19 protein-coding genes and 3 pseudogenes are annotated in these 24,684 nt (G+C 59.9%); 11 read left to right on the top strand and 11 right to left on the bottom strand.

Annotation, left to right across the window (positions count from 1 at the left end; translation table 11 throughout):
- Positions 1–12 precede the first annotated feature (12 nt).
- Entirely contained in the window at positions 13–459 is a 447-nt protein-coding gene (gene dut, locus RAE19_RS03030) for a dUTP diphosphatase (RefSeq protein WP_313873531.1), read from the top strand.
- A gap of 5 nt (positions 460–464) precedes the next feature.
- On the opposite strand, the gene RAE19_RS03025 is transcribed toward dut, so the two are convergent.
- Positions 465–998, bottom strand: coding sequence for an FKBP-type peptidyl-prolyl cis-trans isomerase (locus RAE19_RS03025; RefSeq protein ID WP_313873530.1), 534 nt, complete (start codon positions 996–998; stop codon positions 465–467).
- Between the two features lie 16 nt (positions 999–1,014).
- Here RAE19_RS03025 and RAE19_RS03020 point away from each other — a divergent pair, with 16 nt between their 5' ends.
- The 3 genes from RAE19_RS03020 to RAE19_RS03010 all read left to right on the top strand — a co-directional run bounded on the left by RAE19_RS03020 (position 1,015) and on the right by RAE19_RS03010 (position 2,996).
- Positions 1,015–2,145 (top strand): cupin domain-containing protein, encoded by a 1,131-nt coding sequence (locus RAE19_RS03020; RefSeq protein ID WP_313873529.1) that lies wholly within the window; start codon positions 1,015–1,017, stop codon positions 2,143–2,145.
- Complete coding sequence (locus tag RAE19_RS03015; RefSeq protein WP_313873528.1) at positions 2,132–2,632, top strand: hypothetical protein; 501 nt, start codon at positions 2,132–2,134, stop codon at positions 2,630–2,632. Before RAE19_RS03020 ends, RAE19_RS03015 begins: the two co-directional genes overlap by 14 nt.
- A gap of 154 nt (positions 2,633–2,786) precedes the next feature.
- Positions 2,787–2,996, top strand: coding sequence for a hypothetical protein (locus RAE19_RS03010; protein ID WP_313873527.1), 210 nt, complete (start codon positions 2,787–2,789; stop codon positions 2,994–2,996).
- Positions 2,997–3,075: 79 nt separating this feature from the next.
- Here the strand turns inward: RAE19_RS03010 and bamC are convergent, their stop codons facing one another.
- The 5 genes from bamC to RAE19_RS02985 all read right to left on the bottom strand — a co-directional run bounded on the left by bamC (position 3,076) and on the right by RAE19_RS02985 (position 7,871).
- Entirely contained in the window at positions 3,076–4,155 is a 1,080-nt protein-coding gene (bamC, locus tag RAE19_RS03005; protein WP_313873526.1) for an outer membrane protein assembly factor BamC, read from the bottom strand.
- A 25-nt stretch (positions 4,156–4,180) separates the two neighbouring features.
- Positions 4,181–5,077: a 4-hydroxy-tetrahydrodipicolinate synthase gene (gene dapA / locus RAE19_RS03000; RefSeq protein WP_313873525.1), complete on the bottom strand. Its 897-nt coding sequence runs from the start codon at positions 5,075–5,077 to the stop codon at positions 4,181–4,183.
- Positions 5,078–5,110: 33 nt separating this feature from the next.
- Positions 5,111–5,689, bottom strand: coding sequence for a class I SAM-dependent methyltransferase (locus RAE19_RS02995; protein WP_313873524.1), 579 nt, complete (start codon positions 5,687–5,689; stop codon positions 5,111–5,113).
- Positions 5,689–6,513, bottom strand: a complete 825-nt coding sequence (locus tag RAE19_RS02990) for an SDR family oxidoreductase (protein ID WP_313873523.1) — start codon at positions 6,511–6,513, stop codon at positions 5,689–5,691. Before RAE19_RS02990 ends, RAE19_RS02995 begins: the two co-directional genes overlap by 1 nt.
- Positions 6,514–6,656: 143 nt before the next feature.
- Positions 6,657–7,871, bottom strand: a complete 1,215-nt coding sequence (locus tag RAE19_RS02985) for an MFS transporter (protein ID WP_313873522.1) — start codon at positions 7,869–7,871, stop codon at positions 6,657–6,659.
- 137 nt (positions 7,872–8,008) lie between these two features.
- Between RAE19_RS02985 and RAE19_RS02980 the strand changes: the two are divergent.
- The 5 genes and pseudogenes from RAE19_RS02980 to RAE19_RS19400 all read left to right on the top strand — a co-directional run bounded on the left by RAE19_RS02980 (position 8,009) and on the right by RAE19_RS19400 (position 15,930).
- Positions 8,009–9,980: pseudogene (locus RAE19_RS02980) on the top strand (DNA topoisomerase IV subunit B).
- Positions 9,981–10,042: 62 nt separating this feature from the next.
- The gene (locus RAE19_RS02975) at positions 10,043–10,906 is read left to right on the top strand and encodes a lytic transglycosylase domain-containing protein (protein ID WP_313873521.1); all 864 of its coding nucleotides are present in this window, start codon (positions 10,043–10,045) and stop codon (positions 10,904–10,906) included.
- 11 nt (positions 10,907–10,917) lie between these two features.
- Positions 10,918–13,322: pseudogene (gene parC, locus RAE19_RS02970) on the top strand (DNA topoisomerase IV subunit A).
- A 175-nt stretch (positions 13,323–13,497) separates the two neighbouring features.
- Positions 13,498–14,964: pseudogene (locus tag RAE19_RS19405) on the top strand (hypothetical protein); the annotation flags it as partial.
- A gap of 375 nt (positions 14,965–15,339) precedes the next feature.
- Positions 15,340–15,930 carry an FxDxF family PEP-CTERM protein gene (locus tag RAE19_RS19400; protein WP_430962560.1) on the top strand — a complete coding sequence of 197 codons (591 nt, stop codon included), beginning with the start codon at positions 15,340–15,342 and terminating at the stop codon, positions 15,928–15,930.
- A gap of 290 nt (positions 15,931–16,220) precedes the next feature.
- Here RAE19_RS19400 and RAE19_RS02960 read toward each other — a convergent pair whose 3' ends face one another.
- The 3 genes from RAE19_RS02960 to RAE19_RS02950 are packed head-to-tail and all read right to left on the bottom strand — an operon-like array spanning position 16,221 to position 22,088.
- Positions 16,221–17,657, bottom strand: a complete 1,437-nt coding sequence (locus tag RAE19_RS02960; protein WP_313873519.1) for an efflux transporter outer membrane subunit — start codon at positions 17,655–17,657, stop codon at positions 16,221–16,223.
- Complete coding sequence (locus RAE19_RS02955; protein WP_313873518.1) at positions 17,650–20,805, bottom strand: efflux RND transporter permease subunit; 3,156 nt, start codon at positions 20,803–20,805, stop codon at positions 17,650–17,652. The genes RAE19_RS02960 and RAE19_RS02955 overlap by 8 nt, the downstream gene beginning before the upstream one ends.
- 20 nt (positions 20,806–20,825) lie before the next feature.
- Positions 20,826–22,088 carry an efflux RND transporter periplasmic adaptor subunit gene (locus RAE19_RS02950; protein WP_313873517.1) on the bottom strand — a complete coding sequence of 421 codons (1,263 nt, stop codon included), beginning with the start codon at positions 22,086–22,088 and terminating at the stop codon, positions 20,826–20,828.
- 188 nt (positions 22,089–22,276) lie between these two features.
- Here RAE19_RS02950 and RAE19_RS02945 point away from each other — a divergent pair, with 188 nt between their 5' ends.
- A complete protein-coding gene (locus RAE19_RS02945; protein ID WP_313873516.1) occupies positions 22,277–22,903 on the top strand; it encodes a TetR family transcriptional regulator in 627 nt (208 codons plus the stop codon).
- Positions 22,904–22,966: 63 nt separating this feature from the next.
- Positions 22,967–23,575, top strand: a complete 609-nt coding sequence (locus RAE19_RS02940) for an IMPACT family protein (RefSeq protein ID WP_313873515.1) — start codon at positions 22,967–22,969, stop codon at positions 23,573–23,575.
- A 22-nt stretch (positions 23,576–23,597) separates the two neighbouring features.
- On the opposite strand, the gene RAE19_RS02935 is transcribed toward RAE19_RS02940, so the two are convergent.
- Positions 23,598–23,978: an MAPEG family protein gene (locus RAE19_RS02935; RefSeq protein ID WP_313873514.1), complete on the bottom strand. Its 381-nt coding sequence runs from the start codon at positions 23,976–23,978 to the stop codon at positions 23,598–23,600.
- A gap of 34 nt (positions 23,979–24,012) precedes the next feature.
- A complete protein-coding gene (locus tag RAE19_RS02930) occupies positions 24,013–24,669 on the bottom strand; it encodes a LysE/ArgO family amino acid transporter (protein WP_313873513.1) in 657 nt (218 codons plus the stop codon).
- Positions 24,670–24,684: the final 15 nt, after the last annotated feature.

Below are 24,684 nucleotides of genomic sequence, written 5' to 3'. Positions count from 1 at the left end.
ACACGGAACATCATGAAAATCGACGTCAAGATCATCGATCCCCGCTTGCAAAACAATTTGCCGACCTATGCCACCCCGGGCAGTGCTGGCTTGGATTTGCGCGCTTGCCTGGACGCACCGCTAACCCTGGCTCCCAATGCATGGCAACTGGTACCTACCGGCATGGCAATTTATCTCGAAGACCCAGCGTATGCGGCGTTGATTCTGCCCCGCTCCGGGCTGGGGCATAAACATGGCATCGTGCTGGGCAATCTGGTGGGTTTGATTGACAGCGATTACCAAGGTCAGCTCATGGTGAGCGCCTGGAACCGCAGCGAAGTGCCGTTCACCATCGAGCCGATGGAGCGCATTGCGCAGTTGATGATCGTGCCGGTGGTGCAAGCCCAGTTCAATGTGGTGACCGAATTCCCCGCGTCGCAGCGCGGGGAGGGCGGCTACGGCTCCACCGGAAAGGCCTGATCGGCTTAGTGCAGGTGATCGTTTCCGGGGGCTTGCTCGTGCAAGCGCTGGACCCGGAAGAACCCGGTACCCAAGGTGCCAGAGCCGATTTCTTCTTCAGTGGCTTCCCGGACTGACTCTACTTTGAGTTGAATACGGATGGCGATCCCCGCCAGGGGGTGGTTGCCATCCAGCACCACGTGTTCGGGGTAAATATCTGTGATGGTGTAGAGCGCGTCTTTGGGGGCGTCCGGGTTGCAGCCTGCGGGTAATGCATAACCCTCCATGGTCAGGCCTTCTTGCAGTTCTGCGGGGAACAGGCCGCGCGGCTCCAGGAAAATCAGCTGGTCATTGAAATCGCCGAAAGCCTCTTCCGGCTCGATTTGCAATTGCACTTTATCGCCCGCTACGTGGCCTTGCAGCGCAGCTTCGATGGGGGGCAGCAAGTCGTTGCCGCCCAATAAAAACTCAACCGGCTCGTCCAAAACGTCCAGTTCTTCGCCCAGTGTGTCTTTCAGCGTCCATGTGAGGGCAACGACGCATTGTGTAGTGATTTCCATAAGGCAAAATTCTCCCATGAAAATTCAAACCCCTCTCCAGCTGCTCGGCGGTATCAGCCCGGAAACCTTCATGCAGCGCTACTGGCAAAAGAAGCCGCTGGTGATCCGTCAAGCTATTCCCGGATTTTCTCCATTGCTGGAGCGTATCGAGCTGTTGGAGCTGGCGGCGCAAGAAGACGTAGAGTCGCGTTTGGTGGTGCAGGGTGCTCCCGGCGAAGGGGATGCATGGAAATTCAAACACGGGCCTTTTGCCCGGAAGGCCCTGCCGCCGCTCAAGCAAGCGGGTTGGACCTTGCTAGTGCAGGGGGTAGATTCGCATGATGAGCGAGTGCATGGCTTGATCAATCAGTTCCGTTTTGTGCCGGATGCGCGCCTGGACGATTTGATGATCAGCTACGCCACAGACCAAGGCGGCGTGGGCCCCCACTTTGATAGCTATGACGTTTTTCTGTTGCAGGCGCATGGTCGTCGTCGTTGGCGCATAGGGCGGCAGAAAGACCTGTCGTTGGTGCCTGACATGCCGCTCAAAATCCTAGCCAATTTCGAGCCGGAAGAAGAGTTCGTGCTCGAACCCGGCGATATGTTGTACCTCCCGCCCAAATACGCCCACGACGGTATTGCGGAGGGGGAATGCATGACCTATTCCATCGGCTTCCGTTCTCCTTCTCAGGCAGAGTTGGCGCAAGAGGTTTTGCAACGCATTGCTGAGCAAGTGATGGATGACTTGCCGGCAACCCTTTACACCGACCCCAAACAAGCGGCAGTACAAGCCCACGCTGAGTTGCCATCCGCCATGCTGGAGTTCGCTCAGGCTGCAGTGCAGTCAGCGCTGAAGGACCCTAAAGCCATCGCCCGTGCACTGGGTGAATATTTGAGTGAACCGAAGGCCAACGTATGGTTCGATGGCGAGGGCCAAGACGTCGCGGGTGCCATCCGCTTGGATCGCCGCACCCGTATGCTCTACGACGCGCATCATGTTTTTATCAACGGTGAGAGTTTTAATGCGGCAGGTCGCGACGCGCAATTGATGCGGCAGTTGGCCGATAAGCGCCAGCTGGACGCGAAAGAAGTACGTCGTTTGAGTGAGGGGGCTATCAGCCTGGTGCAGGACTGGTGCGATGCCGGATGGTTGCATGTCGACCAATGAGACAACGTGGCCAGGTGAGGGTGCGTTTCTAGGCCCCTCTGAGTTCGCAGAGGCCGTCCGGCAAGGCATTGACCTTGCTGGCCTGGAAGGCTGGAGCCAGATGGTCTGGGTCGATGTTGATTTTGCGGATTGGCCGTTGCGCGAAAAAGCGGTTATCGAATCTCTCCAGCGATGGGTCAAGCCCGGGCGACGGTTGACCATGATTGCGAAGCGTTACAACCAGGTCACTCTGCTGCACCCCCGCTTTGTTCAGTGGCGCGTGACTTGGGGTCACCTTTTGGATTGCAGGGTGGTTAAGCATCTTGACGACTCTGAAATGCCCAGTGCATTATTGGGGCCCGCATGGTTCTTGCACCGCCGTGATGCCGAGCGTTCGGTCGGTGTGTGGTCACGTGAGCCCCGCTCGAAACTGAATTTGAAAGAATCGGTAGACGAGTGTTTCCGTCAAAGCTCCCCCGGTTTTCCGGCCTCCGTTTTGGGACTTTAAGGTTCAAGAGGGTTTACCCGTACGCACTGTTTTGGGTCTTGTATAATTTCAAGCTCTGATGGAAAGAGACCGAATGCTTTACGTCAGGGCTGGGTGGTTCGCTATCCAGACAATTTCCGGAAATTGTTTCGTTAACTCACTGAAGTCTTTAAAAATGAACAAGTCTCTCGTTTTGGCAGCATTGATCGCTGCTGCTGCTCTGGCTGCTTGCGGTAAGAAAGAAGAAGCTCCTGCTGCTGCTGCTCCCGCTGCTGTTGAAGCTCCTGCTGCTGCTGCATCCGCTCCTGAAGCTGCTGCTCCTGCAGCTGCTGCTTCCGAAGCCACTGCTCCTGCAGCTGCTGCTTCCGAGCCAGCCAAGCAATAATCTGCTTGCAGACGAAAAAAAACCACCTTTCGGTGGTTTTTTTTTGCCGGTACATCGCCTCGTAGCGATGCAACTCCGCTTATTTGATGTCGTCAGCGATGACTTTCACAATTTTTTGAGCAACTGCGGTGGTCTCGGGGTTGCCATTGGCATCCAGCACGCTGATTGTTGATTTTTCACCTGCGCTGCGCACCGCAATTTGGTATTTGAGCGCGACGTTGGCTTTGGTGCCATTGAACATTTTGCTGAAAAAGCCGGGCTCGGCCTTGTCGGAGGTTAGTTCCTGGTAGCGAACAAAGTAGACACCTTGTTTGCGGTCACGATCTTCCACAGTGAAGCCGGTTCTGTCCAAGGCGAGTCCTGTGCGGCGCCATGCCCGGTCAAAGCCCTCGTCCAGTTGAACAACCGGCTGTCCATTCAGGCTGGTAACGGTAGCCACTGGTTTGGTGACGCTATTGGCCACCAGTGCCTTGGATTGTTCTTGCGACACTCCCAGCTTGACCATCAAGCGACGCAAAAACTCAGCTTCAAGCTCAGGGTCTGCTGCTCGCGGTTGCCACACGGTTTCGTTGGAGCGCTCTGCTGTGTAAACCTCCACCATGCCCCTATGGCTGATGAAAATTTCTGTGTTGCCACTGCTATCGCGTTCCAATCGAGTCCGGAACTTGTCTCTTTCAGGAGTCGAATAAAAGGAGTCCAAAAGCTTGCCCAAGGCTGTGCGAATGAAATCTTGTGGAAGTTTGGCGCGGTTTTCCGCCCAATCAGTTTCCATGATCCCTAGTTTGTCTTGGTCGAGCGCCAACAAGAAACCGTTTTCTTGCCAGAAGTCTTTCACCGGCTCCCACAGCTTTTCAGCCGGGCGGTTCACCACCAGCCAGCGCTGGTTGCCTGCGCGCTCGATTCTGACGTCGCCCACCGCCATTGCCGCTACCTCGGATTTTTCCGCCACAGCCTGGGTTGTTTTGGCCGCATTCACAGAAACGGCCCCGCCTACGACGGTGTAAGGAGTGTCCTTGCTCAACTGGGTGAGATCGGGCGGAACGTCCAAGCGAGGGGCTTTTGCTGCAGAGCGGTAGTCCACTTTGTCTGTTTCCAGCGCGGTGCAGGCTCCCAAGCCAATCGTCGCGCTAAGCAAAATAACTTTAGAAATGGAATTCACAAAAATCCTAAAAATGGCAGCGCGCTTAGATCAGACCAGCGGTTTGCATGGCCTTTTCAAGGGCGGGTTGGCTGGCTTCTGTCAGCGGTGTCAAAGGCAAGCGCAGGGCAGGCTTGCACAGCCCCATGCGTGAAACCGCCCACTTCACAGGAATCGGGTTGGATTCAATGAATAGAGTCTTGTGGACGGGCAAAAGTTTCATCTGGATTTCCATCGCGCGTGCTACGTCTCCGGCAATAGCTGCCTTGCAGAGCTCATGCATGAGACGCGGTGCCACGTTGGCAGTCACGCTCACGTTGCCGTGGCCGCCGCACAACATCAGCGCCACCGCGGTCGGGTCGTCGCCGCTGTAGATCGAAAACTCTTTCGGTGCATCTTTGATGAGCCACTGGGCGCGCTCAATGTTGCCGGTTGCTTCTTTGATACCCACGATTCCGGGCACCTGTGTCAGGCGCAAGACGGTGTCGTGTGCCATATCGGCCACCGAGCGACCAGGCACGTTGTAGAGCACGATCGGCAGGTCGCCAGTAGCTTCTGCAATGGCCTTGAAGTGCTGGAACTGGCCTTCCTGGGTCGGCTTGTTGTAGTAGGGCACGACTTGCAGTTGGCAGTCTGCGCCGACTTGCTTGGCAAAGCGGGCCAAGGCAATCGCTTCACGGGTGGAGTTACCGCCACAACCGGCCATGATCGGCACGCGCCCGGCGGATTGCTCGACCGACACACGGATGATTTCGCAATGTTCTTCAACACTGACGGTGGGGGACTCACCGGTAGTGCCCACGACGCCAATGCAATCGGTGCCCTCGGCGATATGCCAATCGATGAGTTTGCGCAGCGCGGGGTAATCCACGGAGCCGTCGTCAAGCATCGGAGTGATAAGGGCTACGATGCTGCCCCGGATCGGACCTTTAGAAGCGTTCATGTCGAGTGTTGAATCTGTAAACAAACATTTTAACTAGAGTGCATAGCGCGCCGGAGCGCCGTTGCATGCACTTGGGGTAAAGATACGAGTGGCAGCAATACGCTGCACGAAACGGTCGGGTTGCTCTAGAAAACCGTTTTCGTAAGCCACGATGTGCAAATCGCTACAAATCTGCAGCAATTCACCGTTTTTCAGCAAAAAATCAGGCCGTGCAGGGCGTCCCACCGTCTCGTTGCCCGCGGCAAATGTTTCATAGAGCAAGACGCCGCCCGGTGCCAGACTGGCCAGCAGCGTGTCCATGAGTGGCCGCCACAAGTAATGGGTCACCACAATCGCGTCAAACAACTCAGGCTCGGCGTTGGCCTCGTTCACCAAAGGCCATGGCCCGTTTTCGATGTCGGCACGCACGAGTCTGGCATTTGGCAGTAACTGCTGTGCACTTTCAATATCCTGGTCGACGCCGGTCACCTTGCAGCCGCGCCCGGCAAACCAATGCAGGTGGCGCCCACTGCCGCAAGCCACGTCCAAAACGGAGGCCCCCGGGGGGATGAGGTGGCTCCAGCGCTGAATCCAGGGCGACGGTGCAGACAACTGCCGGTGCGGTGTGTGCATCACTTGGGCTTCACTTCATCTTTGAGCGCCGCCATCGCCATGTTCTCCACAACGCCTGGTAACAAGAGTTTGAGAAAGCGCCCGAGCTTGCCTTGGGCGGTCATCACCACTTCGCGCTGGCGTTTTTGCATGCTGGTGGCAATCAGGTAGGCGCACTCGGAGACGTTCATGGCCTTGTCTTCCTTGAGGCCGCTGGAGCCCGCGACCTCGCCCTTGGCGTTCAGGCCGTGCGCGCGGATGTCGGTCAACACCACGCCGGGGAAGGCGGTGGTCACACTCACGCCTGACGGCTTGAGCTCGGCACGCAGCGCCTCAAAAAATCCGGTCATTGCAAACTTGGAGGCGCTGTAGGCCGTGCGTCCGGGCACGCCAATCAGGCCTGCCAGCGACGACACCGCCACGATGCGCCCTTGGGCTTGCTTGATGTGCGGCAGCGCAGCATGGGTGCACCACACACTGCCCCACAGGTTGACGCGCATCAGGTCCTCGTACCAATGCAGGTCTTGGGCATCCACATCCTGAAACAGTGCTTGGGCAGAAACCCCTGCGTTGTTGACAAGGGTGTCAATCCGGCCGAAGGCGTCAAGAGTGGCCTGAATGAGCGCGCGGCATTGGGCTTTCACAGACACATCGGTGGGCACCACCAAAACCTGGCTGCCCTTGGCGCGGCACATGTCTGCCACCGCGTCCAGCGCCTCGCGCTTGCGGGCGGCCAGCACCAGGCTCAGGCCCGCGCCATAGCGTGTGGCCAGTTGCCGCGCGAGTTCGGCGCCTATGCCCTCAGACGCGCCGGTGATGATGGTGACGGTGGTGTTGCTGGTCATGTAAAAAGCGGATCAAAAACAGGCCCACACCTGATTGGCCATCTGCATCATGAATTCAGGTTGGGTGTACATGGAAAAAACGGCGGTCAGCAGCAGGCACAAGGCCAGTGTGATCGCTGTTTTCTTGAGCATGGCGGCTGTTCTCACGCGGCTTGGGGTGTGCGCCCAATCGGTGCCTCACGCACTGGCAAATTCACCAGTGCGGCGAATACGCCCAGTCCAATCGCGATATACCAAACGATGTCGTAGCTACCGGTTTTGTCATACAGATAGCCGCCCAGCCACACACCCAGAAAAGAGCCGATCTGGTGGCTGAAGAACACGAACCCGCCCAGCATGGACAGGTGGGCCACACCAAAAATCTGGGCGATGGTGGCATTCGTGGGGGGAATGGTCGACAGCCACAGTACCCCCATGACCGCAGAGAACACATACACGCTCATGGGAGACAAAGGCACCAGCAAAAACACGCTGATCGCTATTGCCCGCGCAAAGTAAATGAACGCCAGGATGTACTTCTTGGGCATCTTCTGGCCCAGCACGCCCGCTGCGTAGGTGCCGAACACGTTAAAGAGGCCAATTAAGGCCAGTGCATAGCTGGCCACTTGGGGCGAAAGCCCTTGGTCTTTCAGGTAACTGGGCATGTGCACGCCGATAAACACCACCTGAAAGCCGCATACAAAGTAACCTGCCATCAGCAACTGAAAGCTGGGGTACTTGAAGGCCTCGCGCAGCGCCTGGCCTATGCTTTGCTGGCGAGCCGGGGCTGCCGCGCCGCCAAACGCTGGCTCACGCAGTCCGCGGGCCAGTGGGATCATCAGCAGAGTGGCTGCAGCCAATGCCAGCAAGGCCTCCTGCCACCCGAAGTGGCTGATCAAAAAGCCTTCGGTGGGTACCATCAAAAACTGCCCGAATGACCCTGCTGCAGCCGCCACGCCCATCGCCCAAGAGCGCTTTTCCGCAGGCACGTTGCGGCCAATCACGCCGTAGATCACCGCATAGGTGGTGCCCGCCTGCGCCATGCCGATCAGTGCCCCTGTTGCCAGGGTGAAGGTCAGCGGCGTCGTGGTCAGCGCCATGCCACACAGGCCCAACGCATACAACAAGGCCCCGATGATGATGACGCGGAATGCGCCAAACTTGTCGGCGGCCATGCCCGCAAATATTCCGCTGACGCCCCAGACAAGGTTTTGAATTGCGATCGCAAAGGCAAAGGTTTCGCGCGTCCACTCTTGGGCTTGGGTAATCGGCTGCAGCCAGAGGCCGAAACCGTGGCGTATCCCCATGGACAGGGTCACGATGGTGGCGCCACACACCAGCACCTGGGTGATCGAGAGAGGTTGGGAGGTCGAACTCATCCTGCAAATGTAGCCAGTTTCGGGCCCAAGGTTTGCAGCGGGCGGGACAGCGGTTGGGGCGGCGTCAGGGTTGGTGATGGGTATTTGCATGTATGCATATACAGTGGATTGCCGCAGTTCCCCTACAATCCGCCGCTATGGCTGTCAAACCCACCCCCGAATATTCTGAATCGTCGATCCGCGTGCTCAAGGGCCTGGAGCCCGTCAAACAGCGCCCGGGCATGTACACCCGCACCGATAACCCGCTGCACATCATCCAGGAAGTGCTAGACAACGCTGCCGACGAGGCACTGGCCGGCCACGGCAAGAAAATCAAGGTCACCCTGCACGCCGACGGCTCCGTCAGCGTGGAAGACGATGGCCGTGGCATTCCGTTTGGTATGCACCCCGAAGAAAAAGCGCCGGTCATCGAGCTGGTGTTCACCCGCCTGCACGCAGGCGGCAAGTTCGACAAGGGCAAGGGCGGCGCCTACAGCTTTTCCGGCGGTTTGCACGGGGTGGGTGTGTCGGTGACCAACGCGCTGGGCAAGCGTCTGGAAGCTACCAGCTACCGCGAAGGCTCCGTCGCTCACCTGGTGTTTGAAGGCGGCGATGTGACCGAGGCCTTGCAAGTGCGCAAGGCTGGAGATGGCGACCGCAAGCAGGGCACCAGCGTGCGCGTGTGGCCCGACGCCAAGTACTTTGAATCCGCCGTCTTGCCGATGGGCGAGCTGACCCACCTTCTGCGCAGCAAAGCTGTGTTGATGCCCGGCGTGAGCGTGACGCTGGTGAACGAAAAAACCAAGGAAAGCCAGAACTGGCTCTACAAGGGCGGCCTGAAGGATTACCTGGGCCAGACCCTGAGCGCCGATCCCGTCATCCCCATGTTTGACGGCGAAGGCTTTGCCGACGGCAACAACGACACCTTTGCCGAAGGCGAGGGCGCGACTTGGTGCGTGGCCTTTACCGAAGATGGCGCTCCGGTGCGCGAAAGCTATGTGAACCTGATTCCTACCAGCGCGGGTGGCACGCATGAGAGCGGCTTGCGCGATGGCTTGTTCCAAGCCGTTAAAAGCTTCATCGAGTTCCATAGCCTGCTGCCCAAGGGCGTCAAGCTCATGCCCGAAGACGTGTTCGCCCGCGCCAGCTATGTGCTGAGCGCCAAGGTGCTGGACCCGCAGTTTCAAGGCCAGATCAAAGAGCGGCTGAACTCGCGCGACGCGGTGCGCTTAGTCAGCAGCTTTGTGCGCCCCGCGCTGGAGCTGTGGCTCAACCAGCATGTGGACTACGGCAAGAAGCTGGCTGAGCTGGCCATCAAAGCTGCCCAAACCCGCCAGAAAGCGGGTCAGAAGGTCGAAAAGCGCAAGAGCAGCGGCGTGGCCGTGCTGCCAGGCAAGCTCACTGACTGCGAAAGCCGCGACATTGCCTACAACGAAGTGTTTCTGGTCGAGGGCGACTCTGCGGGCGGCAGCGCCAAGATGGGCCGGGATAAAGAGAACCAGGCCATCCTGCCCCTGCGCGGCAAAGTGCTCAACACCTGGGAGGTGGACCGCGACCGCCTGTTTGCCAACACCGAAATCCACGACATTTCGGTCGCCATCGGCGTAGACCCGCACGGCCCCAACGACACGCCCGATCTGAGCGGCCTGCGCTACGGCAAGGTCTGCATCTTGAGCGATGCGGACGTGGACGGCTCGCACATCCAGGTGCTGCTGCTTACGCTGTTTTTCCGGCATTTCCCCAAGCTGATCGAGACCGGCCATGTGTATGTGGCCCGCCCCCCGCTGTTCCGCGTGGATGCACCGGCACGTGGCAAAAAGCCTGCGAGCAAGGCCTACGCGCTGGACGAAGGCGAACTCACTGCCATCCTCGACAAGCTGCGCAAAGAGGGTGTGCGTGAAGGCGCTTGGTCCATCAGCCGCTTCAAAGGCTTGGGCGAAATGAATGCCGAGCAGCTGTGGGACACCACGCTCAACCCCGACACCCGCCGCCTGTTGCCGGTGATGCTGGGCGCTGTCAATTTCGGCTGACACCGAGTCGCTGATCACCAAGCTCATGGGTAAAGGCGAAGCGGCCTCCCGCCGCGAGCTGATGGAGCTGCATGGCGACTCGGTAGAAATCGACGTCTGATGCACCTGCGTGCCGCTGTGTCCCGTTTTGCTATGAAAAAGGTAGCTGCTTGCGCATTATTTATGTGCGCTACAGCCGCTTTTGATGCCAAAGCCGACGTGTGGGTCTATGTAGACCCGCAGGGGCAGTCGCACTTTTCAGCCGTGCAAACCGACGAGCGGTACACCCTGTTTTTCCGTGCCTCTATCCGTGGCCTGAAGGCAGGGGCTGACGCTACCGCACCTCATGCGGCAGTACCCCAGGCACCCGAGGTATCGCCCGAGCTGTCGCCCAAGTTGGCGGCGTTTTTTGACAATTCTCCGCGCTACCGCAAAGCCCAGCCCTTGCTGCAAGAGGCCGCGCGCAAGTACCGGCTGGACTATGAGTTGCTCAAGGCGCTGGTCACCACTGAGTCCGGCTTTGAGCCCACTGCGGTGTCGCCCAAGGGCGCTATTGGGCTCATGCAAGTCATGCCGGATACGGCGCGCCGTTTCGGGGTGGACAGCGACCGCTGGATGTCGGTAGAAGCCAAGCTGGCCGATCCCAAAATCAATGTCGGCATCGGCGCGCGCTATTTACGCCTGTTGCTCGACATGTTCCCCGGCCGCACCGATCTGGCCCTCGCCTCGTACAACGCAGGAGAGGGCGCGGTCCAGCGTGCCGGCAACAAAGTGCCCAATTACAAAGAAACCCAGAACTACGTCGCCACCGTGACGGAGCTCTACGCCGCGCTCAAACCCCCGGCCCCCGCCAAAGCGCCCACGCCGCAAGCGGCGGGCGGTAAGCCGGTGCTCAACCCCTATGGCGACGGCTATGTGCTGTCGGGCTCCCGCACCGCCTATGTGCTGGCGCCTGGCGCCATGCCCGGTGGCGCCATCGGGCGCGGCAACATGATGACCCCGGCCTTGCCCGCGGCCCTTGAAGAATCCCGGATTGCAGTGGACTGAACTGAAGAAACATGACTGACCAAACCACGCTCGATTTGATCCCCGAACCCGCTGAACCGACAGGCCCGGTGCCTCCCGGTGAGGATGGCGAACTCAACCTCGCCACTTACGCCCAGCGCGCTTACCTGGAGTACGCGCTTTCTGTCGTCAAGGGCCGTGCCCTGCCTGATGTTTGCGATGGCCTCAAGCCGGTGCAGCGCCGCATTTTGTACAGCATGGGCCGCATGGGCCTGGGCTTTGGCGGTGCCAACGGCAATGCCGGTGCCAAGCCGGTCAAGAGCGCCCGCGTGGTGGGCGATGTGCTGGGCCGCTTTCACCCGCACGGCGACCAGTCGGCTTACGACGCACTGGTGCGCATGGCGCAAGACTTTTCGCAGCGCTACCCGCTGGTAGACGGCCAAGGCAACTTCGGCTCCCGAGACGGCGATGGTGCCGCTGCCATGCGCTACACCGAAGCCCGCTTGGCCAAAATCACCACGCTGCTGCTCGACGAAATCGACCAGGGCACCGTGGACTTTCAGCCCAACTATGACGGCTCCACTGAAGAGCCCCGCCAACTGCCCGCCCGCCTGCCGTTCAGCCTGCTCAACGGTGCTAGCGGCATTGCCGTGGGCTTGGCCACCGAAATCCCCAGCCACAACCTGCGTGAAGTGGCGGACGCCTGTGTGGCACTGGTCAAAAACGACAAGCTCTCCGACGACGAGCTGTTCGCGCTGATCCCCGGCCCCGACTTCCCCGGCGGCGGGCAAATCATCAGCAGCGCCAGCGACATTGCCGACGCTTACCGCACCGGCCGCGGCAGCCTCAAGGTGCGCGCGCGTTGGAAGATTGAAGACCTGGCCCGCGGCCAATGGCAGCTGGTGGTGACCGAGCTGCCACCCGGTGTGAGCAGCCAGCGTGTGCTGGAAGAGATTGAAGAACTCACCAACCCCAAGGTCAAGGCCGGGAAAAAGCCCTGAGCCAAGACCAAACCCAGCTCAAGGCCAGCATCTTGAGCGTGCTGGACGTGGTGCGTGATGAATCCAACAAAGACGCCTTGGTGCGCTTGGTGTTTGAGCCCAAGAGCCGCACGGTCGAGCAGCAGGAGCTGATCACCGCACTCTTGGCCCACACCAGCCTGGAAACCTCGTCGCCGATCAACCTCACCATGGTGGGGCTGGATGGCAAGCCGGTGCAAAAGTCACTGCGCCAAATGCTCAACGAGTGGATCAGCTTCCGCCAGACCACGATTGAAAAGCGCAGCCGCCACCGCTTGGGCAAGGTGCTGGACCGCATCCACATCCTCGAAGGCCGCCAGACGGTGTTGCTCAACATCGACGAGGTGATTGCCATCATCCGCAACAGCGACGAGCCCAAGGCTGCGCTGATTGCCCGCTTCAACTTGAGCGACCGCCAGGCTGAAGACATTCTTGAAATCCGCCTGCGCCAATTGGCGCGCTTGGAGGCCATCAAGATTGAGCAAGAGCTGTCTGAGCTGCGCACTGAGCAAGGCAAGCTGGATGAAATTCTGGGCAGCCCCGCTGCGTTGCGCCGCTTGATGATCAAAGAGATCGAGGCGGATGCCAAAGTGTTTGCTGACGCGCGCCGCACCCTCATCCAGGCCGAGAAAAAGGCTGTGGCAGAAGTGAAGGTAGTGGACGAGCCGGTGACCGTGGTGGTGTCCGAAAAAGGCTGGGTGCGTGCCCGCACCGGCCACGGGCACGAGGCATCCACCTTCGCCTTTAAGGCGGGTGACGGCCTGTACGGCACCTTCGAGTGCCGCACGGTGGATACGCTGCTGGTGTTCGGCTCCAACGGGCGCATCTACACCGTGCCGGTGTCTGCACTGCCTGGCGGGCGGGGCGATGGCCAGCCGGTTACCACGCTGCTGGAGCTGGAAAGCGGCACACAAATTCTGTATTACTTTGCCGGCCCGGCCAGCGCACAGTTGCTGCTGTCTGGCAGCGGCGGCTACGGCTTTATTGCCAGTGTGGAGAACATGACTTCGCGCCAGAAGGCCGGCAAGGCCTTTGTGGGCGTGGGCGAGGGCGAAACCCTGTGCGCGCCGTCTGTGGTGTCGGGTGCGCAAGGTAAGGTCACCGTGGCCGGAACGCCGTCAGCGGTGGTTGCGCCTGCTACCCACGTGGCCTGCGCGTCCACCGGCGGGCGCATCCTGACCTTTGAGATCACCGAACTCAAAACCATGACCAACGGTGGCCGCGGCTTGATGCTGATCGACCTGGAAGACAAAGACACCCTGGCCGGCGCTGCCGCCTACACCCGCAGCATCCGCATTGACGGCATCGGCCGTGGTGCCAAAGAGCGCGACGAAACCCTAGAAATCCGCAGCCTCAACAACGCCCGCGCAGCCCGTGGGCGCAAGGGCAAAGCGGCGGACTTGGGCTTCAAGCCGAACCGGATTACGCGGGTGGAGTGATAGGGGCTGAACGCTCCCTTGCACAGAGCCGCTGAACGCGGCTTTGTGCGCGGGATGTCGCCTCAGTGTGGCGGGTGCTTTGTAGTCCAAAAGAGCTATCAATCGGAAGCTCCGCATTTGTAAACTATTGTGCTTTCCTGTTTGTCTTGCTCTACCCTGAACGGTCTCTCCTGCGATGCCCTCTCTGAACACTATTCCTCATCCGCGTAAAGCCGTTTATCTTGCCGTCGCGGGCCTGATTTCCTTTGTCTCGTATCCGCATGCTGACGCCGCAACCCGCACTTGGACCGGCGCCTCCTCCTCCAACAGTCTTTGGAATGACTCTGCGAATTGGATAGGTGGCTCTCCCATCAACGGAGATGATCTCGTTTTTCAGGGTTCCAGCAGGCTATCGACCACCAGCCTGCGGAGAACGATCAGTAGCATCACTTTCGCTGAAGGCGCCGGGGCCTTCAATTTGGGCGGGACGAATGCTGTGACGATGACAGGAAACGTCACCAACAAAAGCAATAACCTGCAAACCATATCGATGCCCTTGGCTGTTACGGCTAATCAGACATGGGACGGCGGAGTAAAAGGATTGAATGTTGTTGGCGCCGTGTCCATTGGCGGCGCTGCACTCACCCTTACCAACAAAACAAATATCAATACGACCCAACTCTCTACGATCGGAGATTCGGTTTCTGCGTCATTGACAGTACAGGGTGGTAGCACCATTCGTAGCAGCACAGGAAACATCGGTGCAGGTACATACGGATCCGGGCGGGTGACGGTCAATGGGGCTGGCTCCAGCTGGAACAGTACATCGGGATTTAGCGTGGGTGTTGGCGGTAGGGGAGTCTTAGACGTTACCAATGGTGGGGTAGTGTCAGGCACCTCCACCGCCGTGGGAGTTTCGAGAACTGGCACGGGCGAGTTACGCGTTGACGGTGCAAGCTCAAAATTTACCAATTCGGGTAGTCTCAAGGTTGGCGATGGCGGTGCGGGTCTTATGTTGGTCCAAAACGGCGGTCAAGTCGAAAGCCTCAGTGGCTCGATAGGTGCTGCTACGGGCGGCAATGGAGTCGTGAAAGTCACGGGTGATAGGTCTAAATGGAAGGTCTATCAAACAATCAGTGTGGGCAAAGTTGGCACTGGAGCCCTTGCCATTGAGCAAGGTGGAGCTGTCTTCAGTGACCGGGCTGAGATTGGTGCTGATTTACGGGGCATATCCGATTCGGCTTCTGTTGTGGTGTCTGGACCCTCGTCCCGGTGGGAAAACACGAACCTCTTGATAGTGGGTATGTCGCGCAGCGGTGTGTTGCGGATCGAGGATGGTGGTTATGTAAAGAGCGGCACCGGTTATGTCAGAAGTAACGCCACAGGCGTGAGCTCTGTAAAGGTTGCTGGCGCGGGGTCCAAATGGGAGAACACCACACTGATGGTTGGCTCTGATGCTTATGGTGGGGTTCTGGATGTCACGAGCGGTGCCTCCGTTACCGCGAAGGATGCTACTGTGGGCTATGGCCGATTTGGGGGCGGCAATCCGGTCCCTATGCCTTTTGCAGTTGCGACTATTGATGGCAGCGGTTCAACCTTGGCAGCCGACAACTCCTTAGCTGTAGGCGTCGTTGGCGTGGGTGTTCTGAAGATCCAGAACGGTGGAACAGTTCGTACTGGGACTTTGTCCGTCGGCGTGGACGGACGGGTCCAGATCCAAGACGGGCAAATTAGTGCGCTCAATACCAATTTAAGCAAGGGCACTATCCAAAGCACCGGCGATATCAACCTGAGTAACTTGGGAAACATCAGCGGATCCGGTGCGGTCGTTGGTAAGCTGACCGGCGGAGCCGATAAGGTCATTTCTGCCAGCGGTGGTAATTTGTCCTTGGGCAACTCCAGCGTTGCGGGTGCATACGCCTTCGAAGGGGAGCTGAGGGTTGGCGCAAGCCGAGTGGAGCTGCTCTCAGCAGACCAGGCTTTGTTGGGAGCGAGCACCACGTTGGCTGCCGGAGGCCAGTTGGCTAGCTCAAACGGAATGAGCTTGGGTGCTGGCCGTGCACTCTCGTTCAACGGTGATAGTTCTGTGGCTGGCAATTTCTCCAACCATGGAGCCGTGGTCGGAAATGGTGGCACGCTTGCGTTTTCGGGCGAAGTAAGCGGTGCTGGCAGCTACTCGGGCAATGTAGCATTCAAGGCAGCTTTCAACCCTGGAAACAGTCCTGCAAGTGTCAGTTTTAACGGTGGCAATGCGACCTTTGAAACTGGCTCTGTATTGAATCTGGAGATCTTCGGTCCTGTTGCGGGCGCACAGTATGACCAGTTGGTGAATATCAACACCCTCTCCTTCAACGGTAGCCTCAATTTGATTTTTGCAAATGATTATGTGCCACTGGCTGGAAGTAGTTTCGCGCTGTTCGGTTTCAACACGTTTGCGGGTAACCTGACAGCTGACAACATCACAGTGACAGGATATGACCGTCGACGTCTCGATTTTTCTCGCTTGGCAGCAAATGGCACTGTGAGTGTCACGGCTGTGCCCGAGCCTGAAACATACGCCTTGCTACTCGCAGGTTTGGGTTTGATGGGTGCCTTGGCTCGCCGCCGGAGGCGTGCTGCTACGGTCTGACATTCGACACTGACGGTAGTAACGGGAGCTTAGGCTCCCGTTGTTGTTTGCGGTTTGGGTTGTCCTGCAGGGCGGGGCTGTCAATCCGCACAGGCAGGAGTCATGACGTTGTGCGGATCCGTCTAGCCCGCGGTAGGGTAACAGCAGGATAGAAAAAATAGAGCTCGTGGCCTTGCGGCTGCGGGCTCTATCTGGAATGGCTTGAAACTAAGCATGAATTCTATCGAATATTGCTCTCGATTTCATAGCAATAAAGTCATATATTACGATGGCTGATTGCCATTTTGGTTTCAAGGCTGGCCTGGTTTCTGCTCTGCGGCCTCAGTCCATCCACCGCCCAGCACTTTGTACAAGGTCACCAGGTTTTGCAGTTGCTGGGTTTGCACCTGCACTTGTGCTTGTTGGGCTGCGAACAGCGAGCGCTGCGCTTCCAGCACCTCAAACGAGCTGGCTGCACCGGCTTTGAAGCGCAGGTCGGTCAGTTGCATGGTGGTCTGGGTGGCCTGGAGCTGCGCGGTCTGGGCTTGCAGTTGCTCGCCCAGGGTGGCGCGGCCGGCCAGGGCATCGGCCACTTCCTTGAAGCCGGTCTGAATGGCTTTTTCGTACTGGGCGATGGCAATGTCTTTGTTCACCTTGGCCACTTCGAGGTTGGCTTTGTTGCGGCCGGCATCGAAGATGGGCATCAGCAGCTGGGGCACAAAGCTCCAGACACTGGTGCCGTTGTTGAACAGTTGCTCCAGGTCATTGCTCGCCACTCCGGCGCTGGCAGTGAGTGTGATGCGCGGGAAGAAGGCTGCGCGGGCCGCACCGATGTTGGCGTTCAGCGCGAGCAGGTTTTGCTCGGCCTGGCGCACATCGGGGCGGCGCACCAGCAACTCCGACGGCACACCGGCCGGCAAGTCGCTCAAAAAGCCCTGCTCTGCTAGCCCTAAGCCTGCAGGCAGGTCGGCCGGCAGGGGCTGGCCTACCAGCAGTACCAGAGCGCTTTCATCGGTGGCGCGTTGGCGGGTCAGCTGGGCTAGCGCTACCTTGGCGGCTTCGAGCTGGCTCTGGGCGGTGCTCAGGTCCAGCTTGGAGGCGGCTTCGTTGTCGTATTTGAGCTGCATCAGGCGCAGGCTCTCTTGCCGGGTCTTGAGCGTTTCGCGGGTCACGCGCAACAACTCGTCGTCCGCCAACAGCGTGAGGTAGGTGTTGGCCACCGATGCAATCAGGCTGATCTGCACCGTCTTGCGGGCCTCTTCAGTGGCCAGCAGTTGCGCCTGGGCTGCTTGGCTCAGGGCGCGTACGCGGCCAAAAAAGTCAAGCTCATAGGCGGTGACGCTCAGGCCGGCGGTGTAGCTGCTGGTAATGGCGCCGTTGGCAGCCGGGCCGCGGCTGCCGTTGATTCCGGCGTTGACCGTGGGCAGCTGGTCGGCGCGTGCCACTTGCAGTTTGGCGCGGGTAGCGTCGATGTTGAGGGCTGCCACGCGCAGGTCGCGGTTGTTCTCTAAAGACAGCTCGATCAGGCGCTTGAGGCGCGCGTCTTTGAAAAAGCTTTGCCACTCGATGTCGGCGGCAGCCTTGGCACCTGCAGCCGGTGCGGCGCTGACTGCCACTTGCGGGAAGGCTGGTGCCACCGGCGCCGCCGGGCGGCTGAAGGTGGGGATAAAGCTGCAACCGGCCAGCCACAGGGCCGCCGACAGGGTGGCCAGGCGCAGGGCAGGGCGTGCAAATGTGTGCTTACTCATGGGTGGGGGCTCCGATCTGGTGTCCGTGTTCAACGTCAAATTGGTGTTGGCGCTCGCTGCCCTTAAAGATGCTGCGCACCACCACAAAGAAGATAGGCACAAAGAACACCGCCAGGACGGTGCCGGCCACCATGCCGCCGATCACGCCAGTACCAATGGCGCGCTGGCTGGCAGAGCCCGCGCCGCTGGCAATGGCCAGGGGCAGCACACCCAGAATAAAGGCCAGCGATGTCATCACAATGGGGCGGAAGCGCAGGTGCGCGGCTATCAAGGCAGCCTGGATGGCCGTCTTGCCCTGGGCTTGCAGGTCTTTGGCGAATTCAATAATCAAAATCGCATTCTTGGCCGACAAGCCGATGATGGTGATCAGGCCCACCTGGAAGTACACGTCGTTCGCATACCCCCGGAACAGCGTGGCCAGCACCACGCCCAGCACGCCCAAAGGCACCACCAGAATCACCGACAGCGGGATAGACCAGCTCTCGTACAAGGCAGCCAGGCACAAGAACACGGCCAGGATGGCGAATGCATACAGGATGGTGGCTTGCGAGCCGGCCAGCTTTTCTTCGCGGGACTGACCGGTCCACTCATAGCCGAAACCTGCGGGCAGTTGGCTGGCGAGTTTTTCCATCTCTGCCATGGCGTCGCCCGTGCTGTAGCCGGGAGCCGCACTGCCGCTGATGCGCATGGCCGAGTAGCCGTTGTAGCGCACCGTTTGCATGGCACCCTTGACCCAACGGGTGGAGGCAAATGCCGACAAGGGCACCGCTTTACCACTGGTGTTGATGACATTGAGCTTCAGGATGTCTTCCGGCTGCATACGGGCCGTTGCGTCGGCCTGCACAACCACACGTTGCAAACGGCCTGCGTTGGGGAAGTCGTTCACATAGCTGGAGCCCAGCGCCGTCGAGATGGTGCTGTTAATCACGTTGAAACTCACGCCCAGAGCGCTGGCTTTGTCGCGGTCGATATCAATTTGCAGCTGGGGCGCGTCTTCCAGGCCGTCGGGGCGCACCTGGGTGAGCACCTTGCTTTGGGACGCCATGCCCAGCATCTGATTGCGTGCGGCGAGCAGGGCTTCGCGGCCTTTGCCGGCACGGTCTTGCAGGCGGAAGGTAAAGCCCGATGCATTGCCCAGCTCAGGGATGGGAGGCGGGCTCAAGGGGAAGATGAACGCATCGCGGATACCCATCAGCGCGCCGAATGCGCGGCCGGCCAGTGCCTGTGCCGTTTGGCCGGGGCCTTGGCGCTCGGACCAGTCTTTCAGGGTTACAAAGCCCAGTGCAGCGTTCTGGCCTTGGCCGGAGAAGCTGAAGCCAATCACACCCACCATGCTCTCCACCTCGGGTTGCTTGAGCATGAAGCCTTCTACCTGCTCCATCACGCTGGTGGTGCGTTGCTGGGTGGCGCCCGGGGGCAGTTGCACGTTCACAATCACGTTGCCCTGGTCTTCTGCAGGCAGAAAAGAGGTGGGCAATCGCATGTACACCACGGCCACAGCACCGATGATGGCCGCGTAGATGATCAGGTAGCGGCCGGCCTTTTTCAGCATGCGCTGCACCACACTCTCATAGCCCTTGGCAGTGCTGGTAAAGCGGCGGTTAAACCAGCCAAAGAAGCCGGTGCTGGCGTGCGCATGGCCTGCCTCTACCGGTTTGAGCAGCGTTGCGCACAGGGCCGGTGTCAGCGACAGCGCCAGGAACGCAGAGAACGCAATAGAGGCCACCATCACCGTGGAGAACTGTCGGTAGATGTTGCCCACCGAGCCGGCAAAAAACGCCAGCGGCACAAACACGGCAATCAGCACCAGTGTCACGCCGACAATGGCGCCCGAAATCTGTCCCATGGCTTTTTTGGTGGCCTGCAGCGGCGGCAAGCCTTCTTCGCTCATGATGCGTTCTACGTTTTCCACCACCACAATGGCGTCGTCCACCACGATACCGATCACCAGCACCATGCCGAACATGGTCAGCACGTTGATCGACATGCCCAAGGCCAGCAGCGTGCCAAAGGTGCCCAACAGGGCAATCGGCACCACGATGGTCGGGATCACGGTGTAGCGCCAGTTTTGCAGGAACAGGAACATCACCAGGAACACCAGTACCACCGCTTCTACCAGCGTCTGGGCGACCTGTTTGATAGAGATGTTCACGAACCGCGAGCTGTCGTAAGGAATGCTCCATTTCATGCCCTGCGGAAAGAAGGACTGAAGCTCTGTCATCCGGTCCCGCACCGCTTTGGCGGCTGCCATGGCATTGCCGCTGGGCGACAGTTGCACGCCCATGCCGATGGCTGGCTTTCCATTCAGCCGTGCGGAGGTGCCGTAGGCTTGTGCACCCAGCTCAATACGGGCCACGTCTTTCAGGCGCACCGCCGAGCCGTCTGCGTTGGAGCGCAGGGTGATGTTGCCGAACTGCGCCACACTGCCGAGTTGGCCGCTCACCACCACGGTGGCTGCGATACCTTGGCCAGTGATGTTGGGCAAATCGCCAATTGCGCCGGCGGATACTTGCGCGTTCTGTGCGGCGATGGCGGCATTGACTTCGGCGGTCGACAGGTTGAACGAGGCCAGCTTGGCCGGGTCCAGCCAGATGCGCATGGCCCGCTCGGTACCGAACAGCTGAACCTGGCCGATACCGGGCAGGCGCTGCAGCTCGGGCACGATGTTGCGGGAGGCGTAGTCCCCCAGCTCAATGGTACTGGTCTCGGGGTTGTCGGTCGCCAGCATGGTGAACAACAAGAAGTTCGAGCGCGACTTGTCCACCCGCACCCCTTGCTGCGTCACCGCGGCGGGCAGACGTGGGGTGGCGCGGGAGAGGCGGTTTTGCACTTCCACCTGTGCTAGGTCGGCGTTGGTGCCCGTTTCAAAGGTGAGCGTAAGCGTGCCCGAGCCGTTGGCTTGCGACACCGACTCCATGTAGACCAGGCCATTGGCACCGTTCATTTCACGCTCGATGACCGAGAGCACGCTGTCTTCCAGCGTTTGGGCGGAAGCGCCGGGGTAGGCCACGTTGACCACAATGGCCGGAGGCGCCACGGGCGGGTATTGCGAAATCGGCAGCTGCGTGATGGCAACGCCGCCCATCACCATGATGAACAGTGATATCACCCATGCAAAGATGGGGCGGTTGATAAAAAACTGGGCCATAAGGTTTTACTTTTTGCGGGTTACTTGGCAGCGCCGGATGCGGCAGCGGCAGGGGCGGATGCAGCGGCTGCAGGCGCACCGGCAGCAGCCGGGGCAGAGCCGGTCCATGGCACCGCCTTCACGGGGGCACCGGGCACCATCATTTTCTGGAAGCCATCGACGATGACCTGATCGCCTTCTTTCAGGCCATCCAGAATCACCCATTGGCTGTTTTGGGCGTTACCCACCTTGACCGGGCGTGGGCCGGGTTTGCCGTCTTCACCGACCACCAGCACGGTGTTGCCCTGGTTGGTGCGGGTCACTGCTTGCTGCGGCAGCAGGATGCCGGATGGCAGCTCAGCTTGCGACAGGCGCACACGCACGTACTGGCCGGGCAAGAGCAGGCCATCGCCATTAGGCACTTCGGCGCGCAGGGTGATCTGGCCGCTGGTGGCGTCTACCGTCAGGTCGCTGAACAGCAGCTTGCCGGGTTTAGGGAGCTCGCTGCCGTCTTCCAGCACGATGCGCACCGGCACCGAGCCATCGCCCGAGGCGCGCAACTGCTTGGAAGCAATCGCTTTGCGCAGGCGCAGCACATCGGTGCTGGACTGTGTGAAGTTCACATACACCGAGCCGGTTTGCTGGATGGTGGCCAGCGCGGTGGCGTCAGCAGCACCCACCAGGGCACCTTCGGTCACCGAGGACTGGCCGATACGGCCGGAAATCGGGGCAGTGATAGTGGCGTAGGCCAGGTTGATACGTGCGGTCTCTGCAGCGGCCTTGGCCACGCCCAGGTCGGCTTCGGCCTGGCGCTGGGTGGTTTGCAGGGTGGTGAATTCTTGTTTGCTGATGGCGTTGGCTTCTACCAAGGCCTTGTTGCGCTCTACTTGTGCAGTCGCTTGGGCCAAAGTGGCTTGGGCTTTCACTACAGTGGCTTGGGCGCTTTCAAACGCGGCGCGGTAAGGGCCGGAGTCCAACTGGTACAGCACCTGGCCGGCTTTGACCTCGCTGCCTTCGCGGAACATGCGTTGCAGCACCACGCCGCTCACACGGGCGCGCACTTGGGCTACGCGCAATGCGCTTACCCGGCCGGGCAACTCGGATTGCAGTGCAACCGATTGGGGCGCAACAGTGACCACCCCCACTTGCGCTGGCGGCATGCCGTCACCGGGTGCACCACCGCCCTGGGCGCTGTCCTTGGCGCCGCAGGCAGCCAAAGCCACTGCAAAGGGAATAGCCATCAAAGCGAGGCGACCGGTGGATGATGAGGGTGCATGACCCAGGGTCTGACGGAGCAGCGACATACAGATTTCCCTTGTGACAGAAGTTGTTGGGGCGGTAATCGGGGGAGTGGCTTGCCGGTAGTTTGATCTAGGGCAAACCCTCAAGGAATAGCCTAGCAGACCGCAGCAATGAAAGTTAGTATACATACATGCACGAATGTATGTTTCTAAAAAACTACAATACCCGCAGATTTTTATGAGGTCTATCCATGGCCCGCCGCACCAAAGAAGAAGCTTTAGCTACCCGCGAATTGATACTTGACGCTGCTGAACGCGTGTTTTACCAGCGCGGGGTGTCGCGCACGTCCCTGCAGGAAATCGCCAAAGAGGCCGGTCTGACCCGGGGCGCGATTTACTGGCACTTTGAAAACAAGGGCGAGCTCTTTCACGCCATGATGGAGCGCGTGACCCTGCCCATGATGGCGCGCATGACCGAGATCACCCCGGAGGACGAAGCCCGCCCGCTGGACAAAATTCGGCGCAATACGGCAGCCGCTCTGCGGGAGATTGCCCATAACCCGCAGGTGCGCCGCGTGTTCGAAATCGCGATGAAGAAGGTGGAGTATGTCGATGAAATGCAGGAGATGCAGCAGCGCAAAATCAGTGGCCGCAACGAATGCATGGATGACATGCAGCACCTGCTCCAAATCGCCCAAAAGCTGGGCCATATCAAAGCCGATGCCCATCTGCGCAACACCACCATCGGCTTGTTTGCGCTGGTGGGGGGCATCAAATACAACTGGCTGTTGGACCCGGAGGCCTTTGACCTCGAAGCCGTGGGCTTGGCTACGCTGGACGCCTACCTGGCCGGCTTGAAAGCCTCGCAGGTTGTCTGATTGCTACTGATTTGATAGCTGCTCGCGCAATCGATATGAGCGCTAGGGCCTGATTCTATTCATATGCTACACACACTAGCCGCAGCGGCACACAGCGAACTCTCGATCAAAAAGAGCCGTTTCATCGGTTGTGTGCAACCCGTGGCCGACCGCGCGACTGCGCAAAAGGTGGTGGCCGGCTTGTGGGCTGAGCACCCTACGGCCACCCATGTGTGTTGGGCGCTGATGGCCGGTGGCCACTCGGCGGCGGTGGATGACGGCGAGCCCAGCGGCACCGCCGGTCGGCCCATGCTCGATGTGCTGCGCCACCATGACTTGGAGGGGGTGCTGGCCACTGTGGTGCGGTACTACGGCGGGGTGAATCTCGGGGCGGGTGGTTTGGTGCGCGCCTATACCGACGCGGTAGCGCAAGCGCTGCTCAAAGCTGACAAAGTGCCGATCGTGAAACAACACGCCTTGCTGTGTGCATTGCCTTACCCCCTAGAGGGGCGGGTGCGCCGCGAGCTGGAGGCTGCAGGTGCGGTGCTGGGCCCAGTGCAGCACAACGTGCGAGTGACCATGGCTTTCACAGTACCCGCAGATGCGGTGTCGGGTTTGATGACCCGCCTGAACGAGGCAGGTGGCGGGCAACTGGAGTGGCTGGACGCGCCCGACGCGGCCGCCACTGCCTGAAGCCCCGCCTTTAGCCGCTCAATCAGCCGGCCATCATGGCGCCCACGAGGGTCGCCGCCAACAAGCCAATGATCGGGAAAAAGCCCATCACAAAACCCAGTGTGCGGCTCTTGGGGTCGTTGGCATAGGCCTTGAGGTAAACAAAGCGCCCGACGATATAGGCCACACCCGCGGCTGCACTCCACAGTGGTGACCAGAACTGGGCGCTCAAGTACATGGCTGGCAGCAGGGTCACCATTTGCTCCAGCGAATTCATGTGCACCCGGTACAGGCGCTCAAACATCGGGTGCCCGGTGACCGCGGGTGCGTGTACCTCGTAGCGGCCCCGTGCCCAGCCGACCAGCATCCCGAAGCCCATGTACTGCGCAACCACCAGCACTGTGACCACATGCAACCACACCATGGCAATCTCCCTAGTAAAAAGAGCAGAGCCTACCTTACGCCAGTGTCACTTGAGTCCACAAACCGTAGGCAATGTGGCCCATCATCGCGGCCACCAGCAGGTCGAGCACCCGCCACGCCACCGGGCGCGCAAAGAGGGGGCTGAGCAGTCGTGCGCCAAACCCCAGCGTGACAAACCACAGAGCGCTCGCGCCGCCGGCGCCTACCAAAAACCAGCCCTGCAAATCAGGTGCCTGCTTGGCCCCTACGGCGCCCACCAGAATCACGGTGTCCAAGTAGACGTGGGGGTTCAGGAGGCTGATCCCCAGCACTTGCAACACCGTGGTGCGCAGGCTCTGGGGTTCACCTTGCAATTGCGCTTGCAGTGCCTGCGGGGCCAGCGCCCGGCGCAGGGCCATGGCGCCGTACCAGGCCACCACCGCTGCACCGGCCAGGGCCAACGCGTTCAGCGCGCGCGGGTGTTGGCCCAGCGTTGTCGCTAGCCCGCTGACCCCGAGGGTCATTAGCGCCATATCGAGCAGGGCGCACACCATGACCACCGCCAGCACATGTTCGCGGCGCAGCCCCTGGCGCAGCACATAGGTGTTTTGCGCGCCAATCGCCACGATGAGTGACAGGCTCAAAGTCAGCCCGGTGGTGATAGTGGGCAGGGCCGCTTGGAGCGTGGATAGAAAAGAAGTCGTGTCTTGCATGCCGGGCAGTATGCA

The organism is Rhodoferax potami (assembly GCF_032193805.1).
GTDB lineage: Bacteria > Pseudomonadota > Gammaproteobacteria > Burkholderiales > Burkholderiaceae_C > Allorhodoferax > Allorhodoferax potami_A.
Note: the sequence above shows the minus strand (reverse complement) of the source record. Positions and strands in the feature narration are given on the sequence as shown.

Excerpts from the sequence above, each read along its gene's own strand:
- dut (WP_313873531.1), top strand. The coding sequence starts at position 13 with ATGAAAATCGACGTCAAGATCATCGATCCCCGCTTGCAAAACAATTTG.
- RAE19_RS03025 (WP_313873530.1), bottom strand. The coding sequence starts at position 998 with ATGGAAATCACTACACAATGCGTCGTTGCCCTCACATGGACGCTGAAA.
- RAE19_RS03020 (WP_313873529.1), top strand. The coding sequence starts at position 1,015 with ATGAAAATTCAAACCCCTCTCCAGCTGCTCGGCGGTATCAGCCCGGAA.
- RAE19_RS03015 (WP_313873528.1), top strand. The coding sequence starts at position 2,132 with ATGTCGACCAATGAGACAACGTGGCCAGGTGAGGGTGCGTTTCTAGGC.
- RAE19_RS03010 (WP_313873527.1), top strand. The coding sequence starts at position 2,787 with ATGAACAAGTCTCTCGTTTTGGCAGCATTGATCGCTGCTGCTGCTCTG.
- dapA (WP_313873525.1), bottom strand. The coding sequence starts at position 5,077 with ATGAACGCTTCTAAAGGTCCGATCCGGGGCAGCATCGTAGCCCTTATC.
- RAE19_RS02995 (WP_313873524.1), bottom strand. The coding sequence starts at position 5,689 with ATGCACACACCGCACCGGCAGTTGTCTGCACCGTCGCCCTGGATTCAG.
- RAE19_RS02990 (WP_313873523.1), bottom strand. The coding sequence starts at position 6,513 with ATGACCAGCAACACCACCGTCACCATCATCACCGGCGCGTCTGAGGGC.
- RAE19_RS02985 (WP_313873522.1), bottom strand. The coding sequence starts at position 7,871 with ATGAGTTCGACCTCCCAACCTCTCTCGATCACCCAGGTGCTGGTGTGT.
- RAE19_RS02975 (WP_313873521.1), top strand. The coding sequence starts at position 10,043 with ATGTGCGCTACAGCCGCTTTTGATGCCAAAGCCGACGTGTGGGTCTAT.
- RAE19_RS19400 (WP_430962560.1), top strand. The coding sequence starts at position 15,340 with ATGAGCTTGGGTGCTGGCCGTGCACTCTCGTTCAACGGTGATAGTTCT.
- RAE19_RS02960 (WP_313873519.1), bottom strand. The coding sequence starts at position 17,657 with ATGAGTAAGCACACATTTGCACGCCCTGCCCTGCGCCTGGCCACCCTG.
- RAE19_RS02955 (WP_313873518.1), bottom strand. The coding sequence starts at position 20,805 with ATGGCCCAGTTTTTTATCAACCGCCCCATCTTTGCATGGGTGATATCA.
- RAE19_RS02950 (WP_313873517.1), bottom strand. The coding sequence starts at position 22,088 with ATGTCGCTGCTCCGTCAGACCCTGGGTCATGCACCCTCATCATCCACC.
- RAE19_RS02945 (WP_313873516.1), top strand. The coding sequence starts at position 22,277 with ATGGCCCGCCGCACCAAAGAAGAAGCTTTAGCTACCCGCGAATTGATA.
- RAE19_RS02940 (WP_313873515.1), top strand. The coding sequence starts at position 22,967 with ATGCTACACACACTAGCCGCAGCGGCACACAGCGAACTCTCGATCAAA.
- RAE19_RS02935 (WP_313873514.1), bottom strand. The coding sequence starts at position 23,978 with ATGGTGTGGTTGCATGTGGTCACAGTGCTGGTGGTTGCGCAGTACATG.
- RAE19_RS02930 (WP_313873513.1), bottom strand. The coding sequence starts at position 24,669 with ATGCAAGACACGACTTCTTTTCTATCCACGCTCCAAGCGGCCCTGCCC.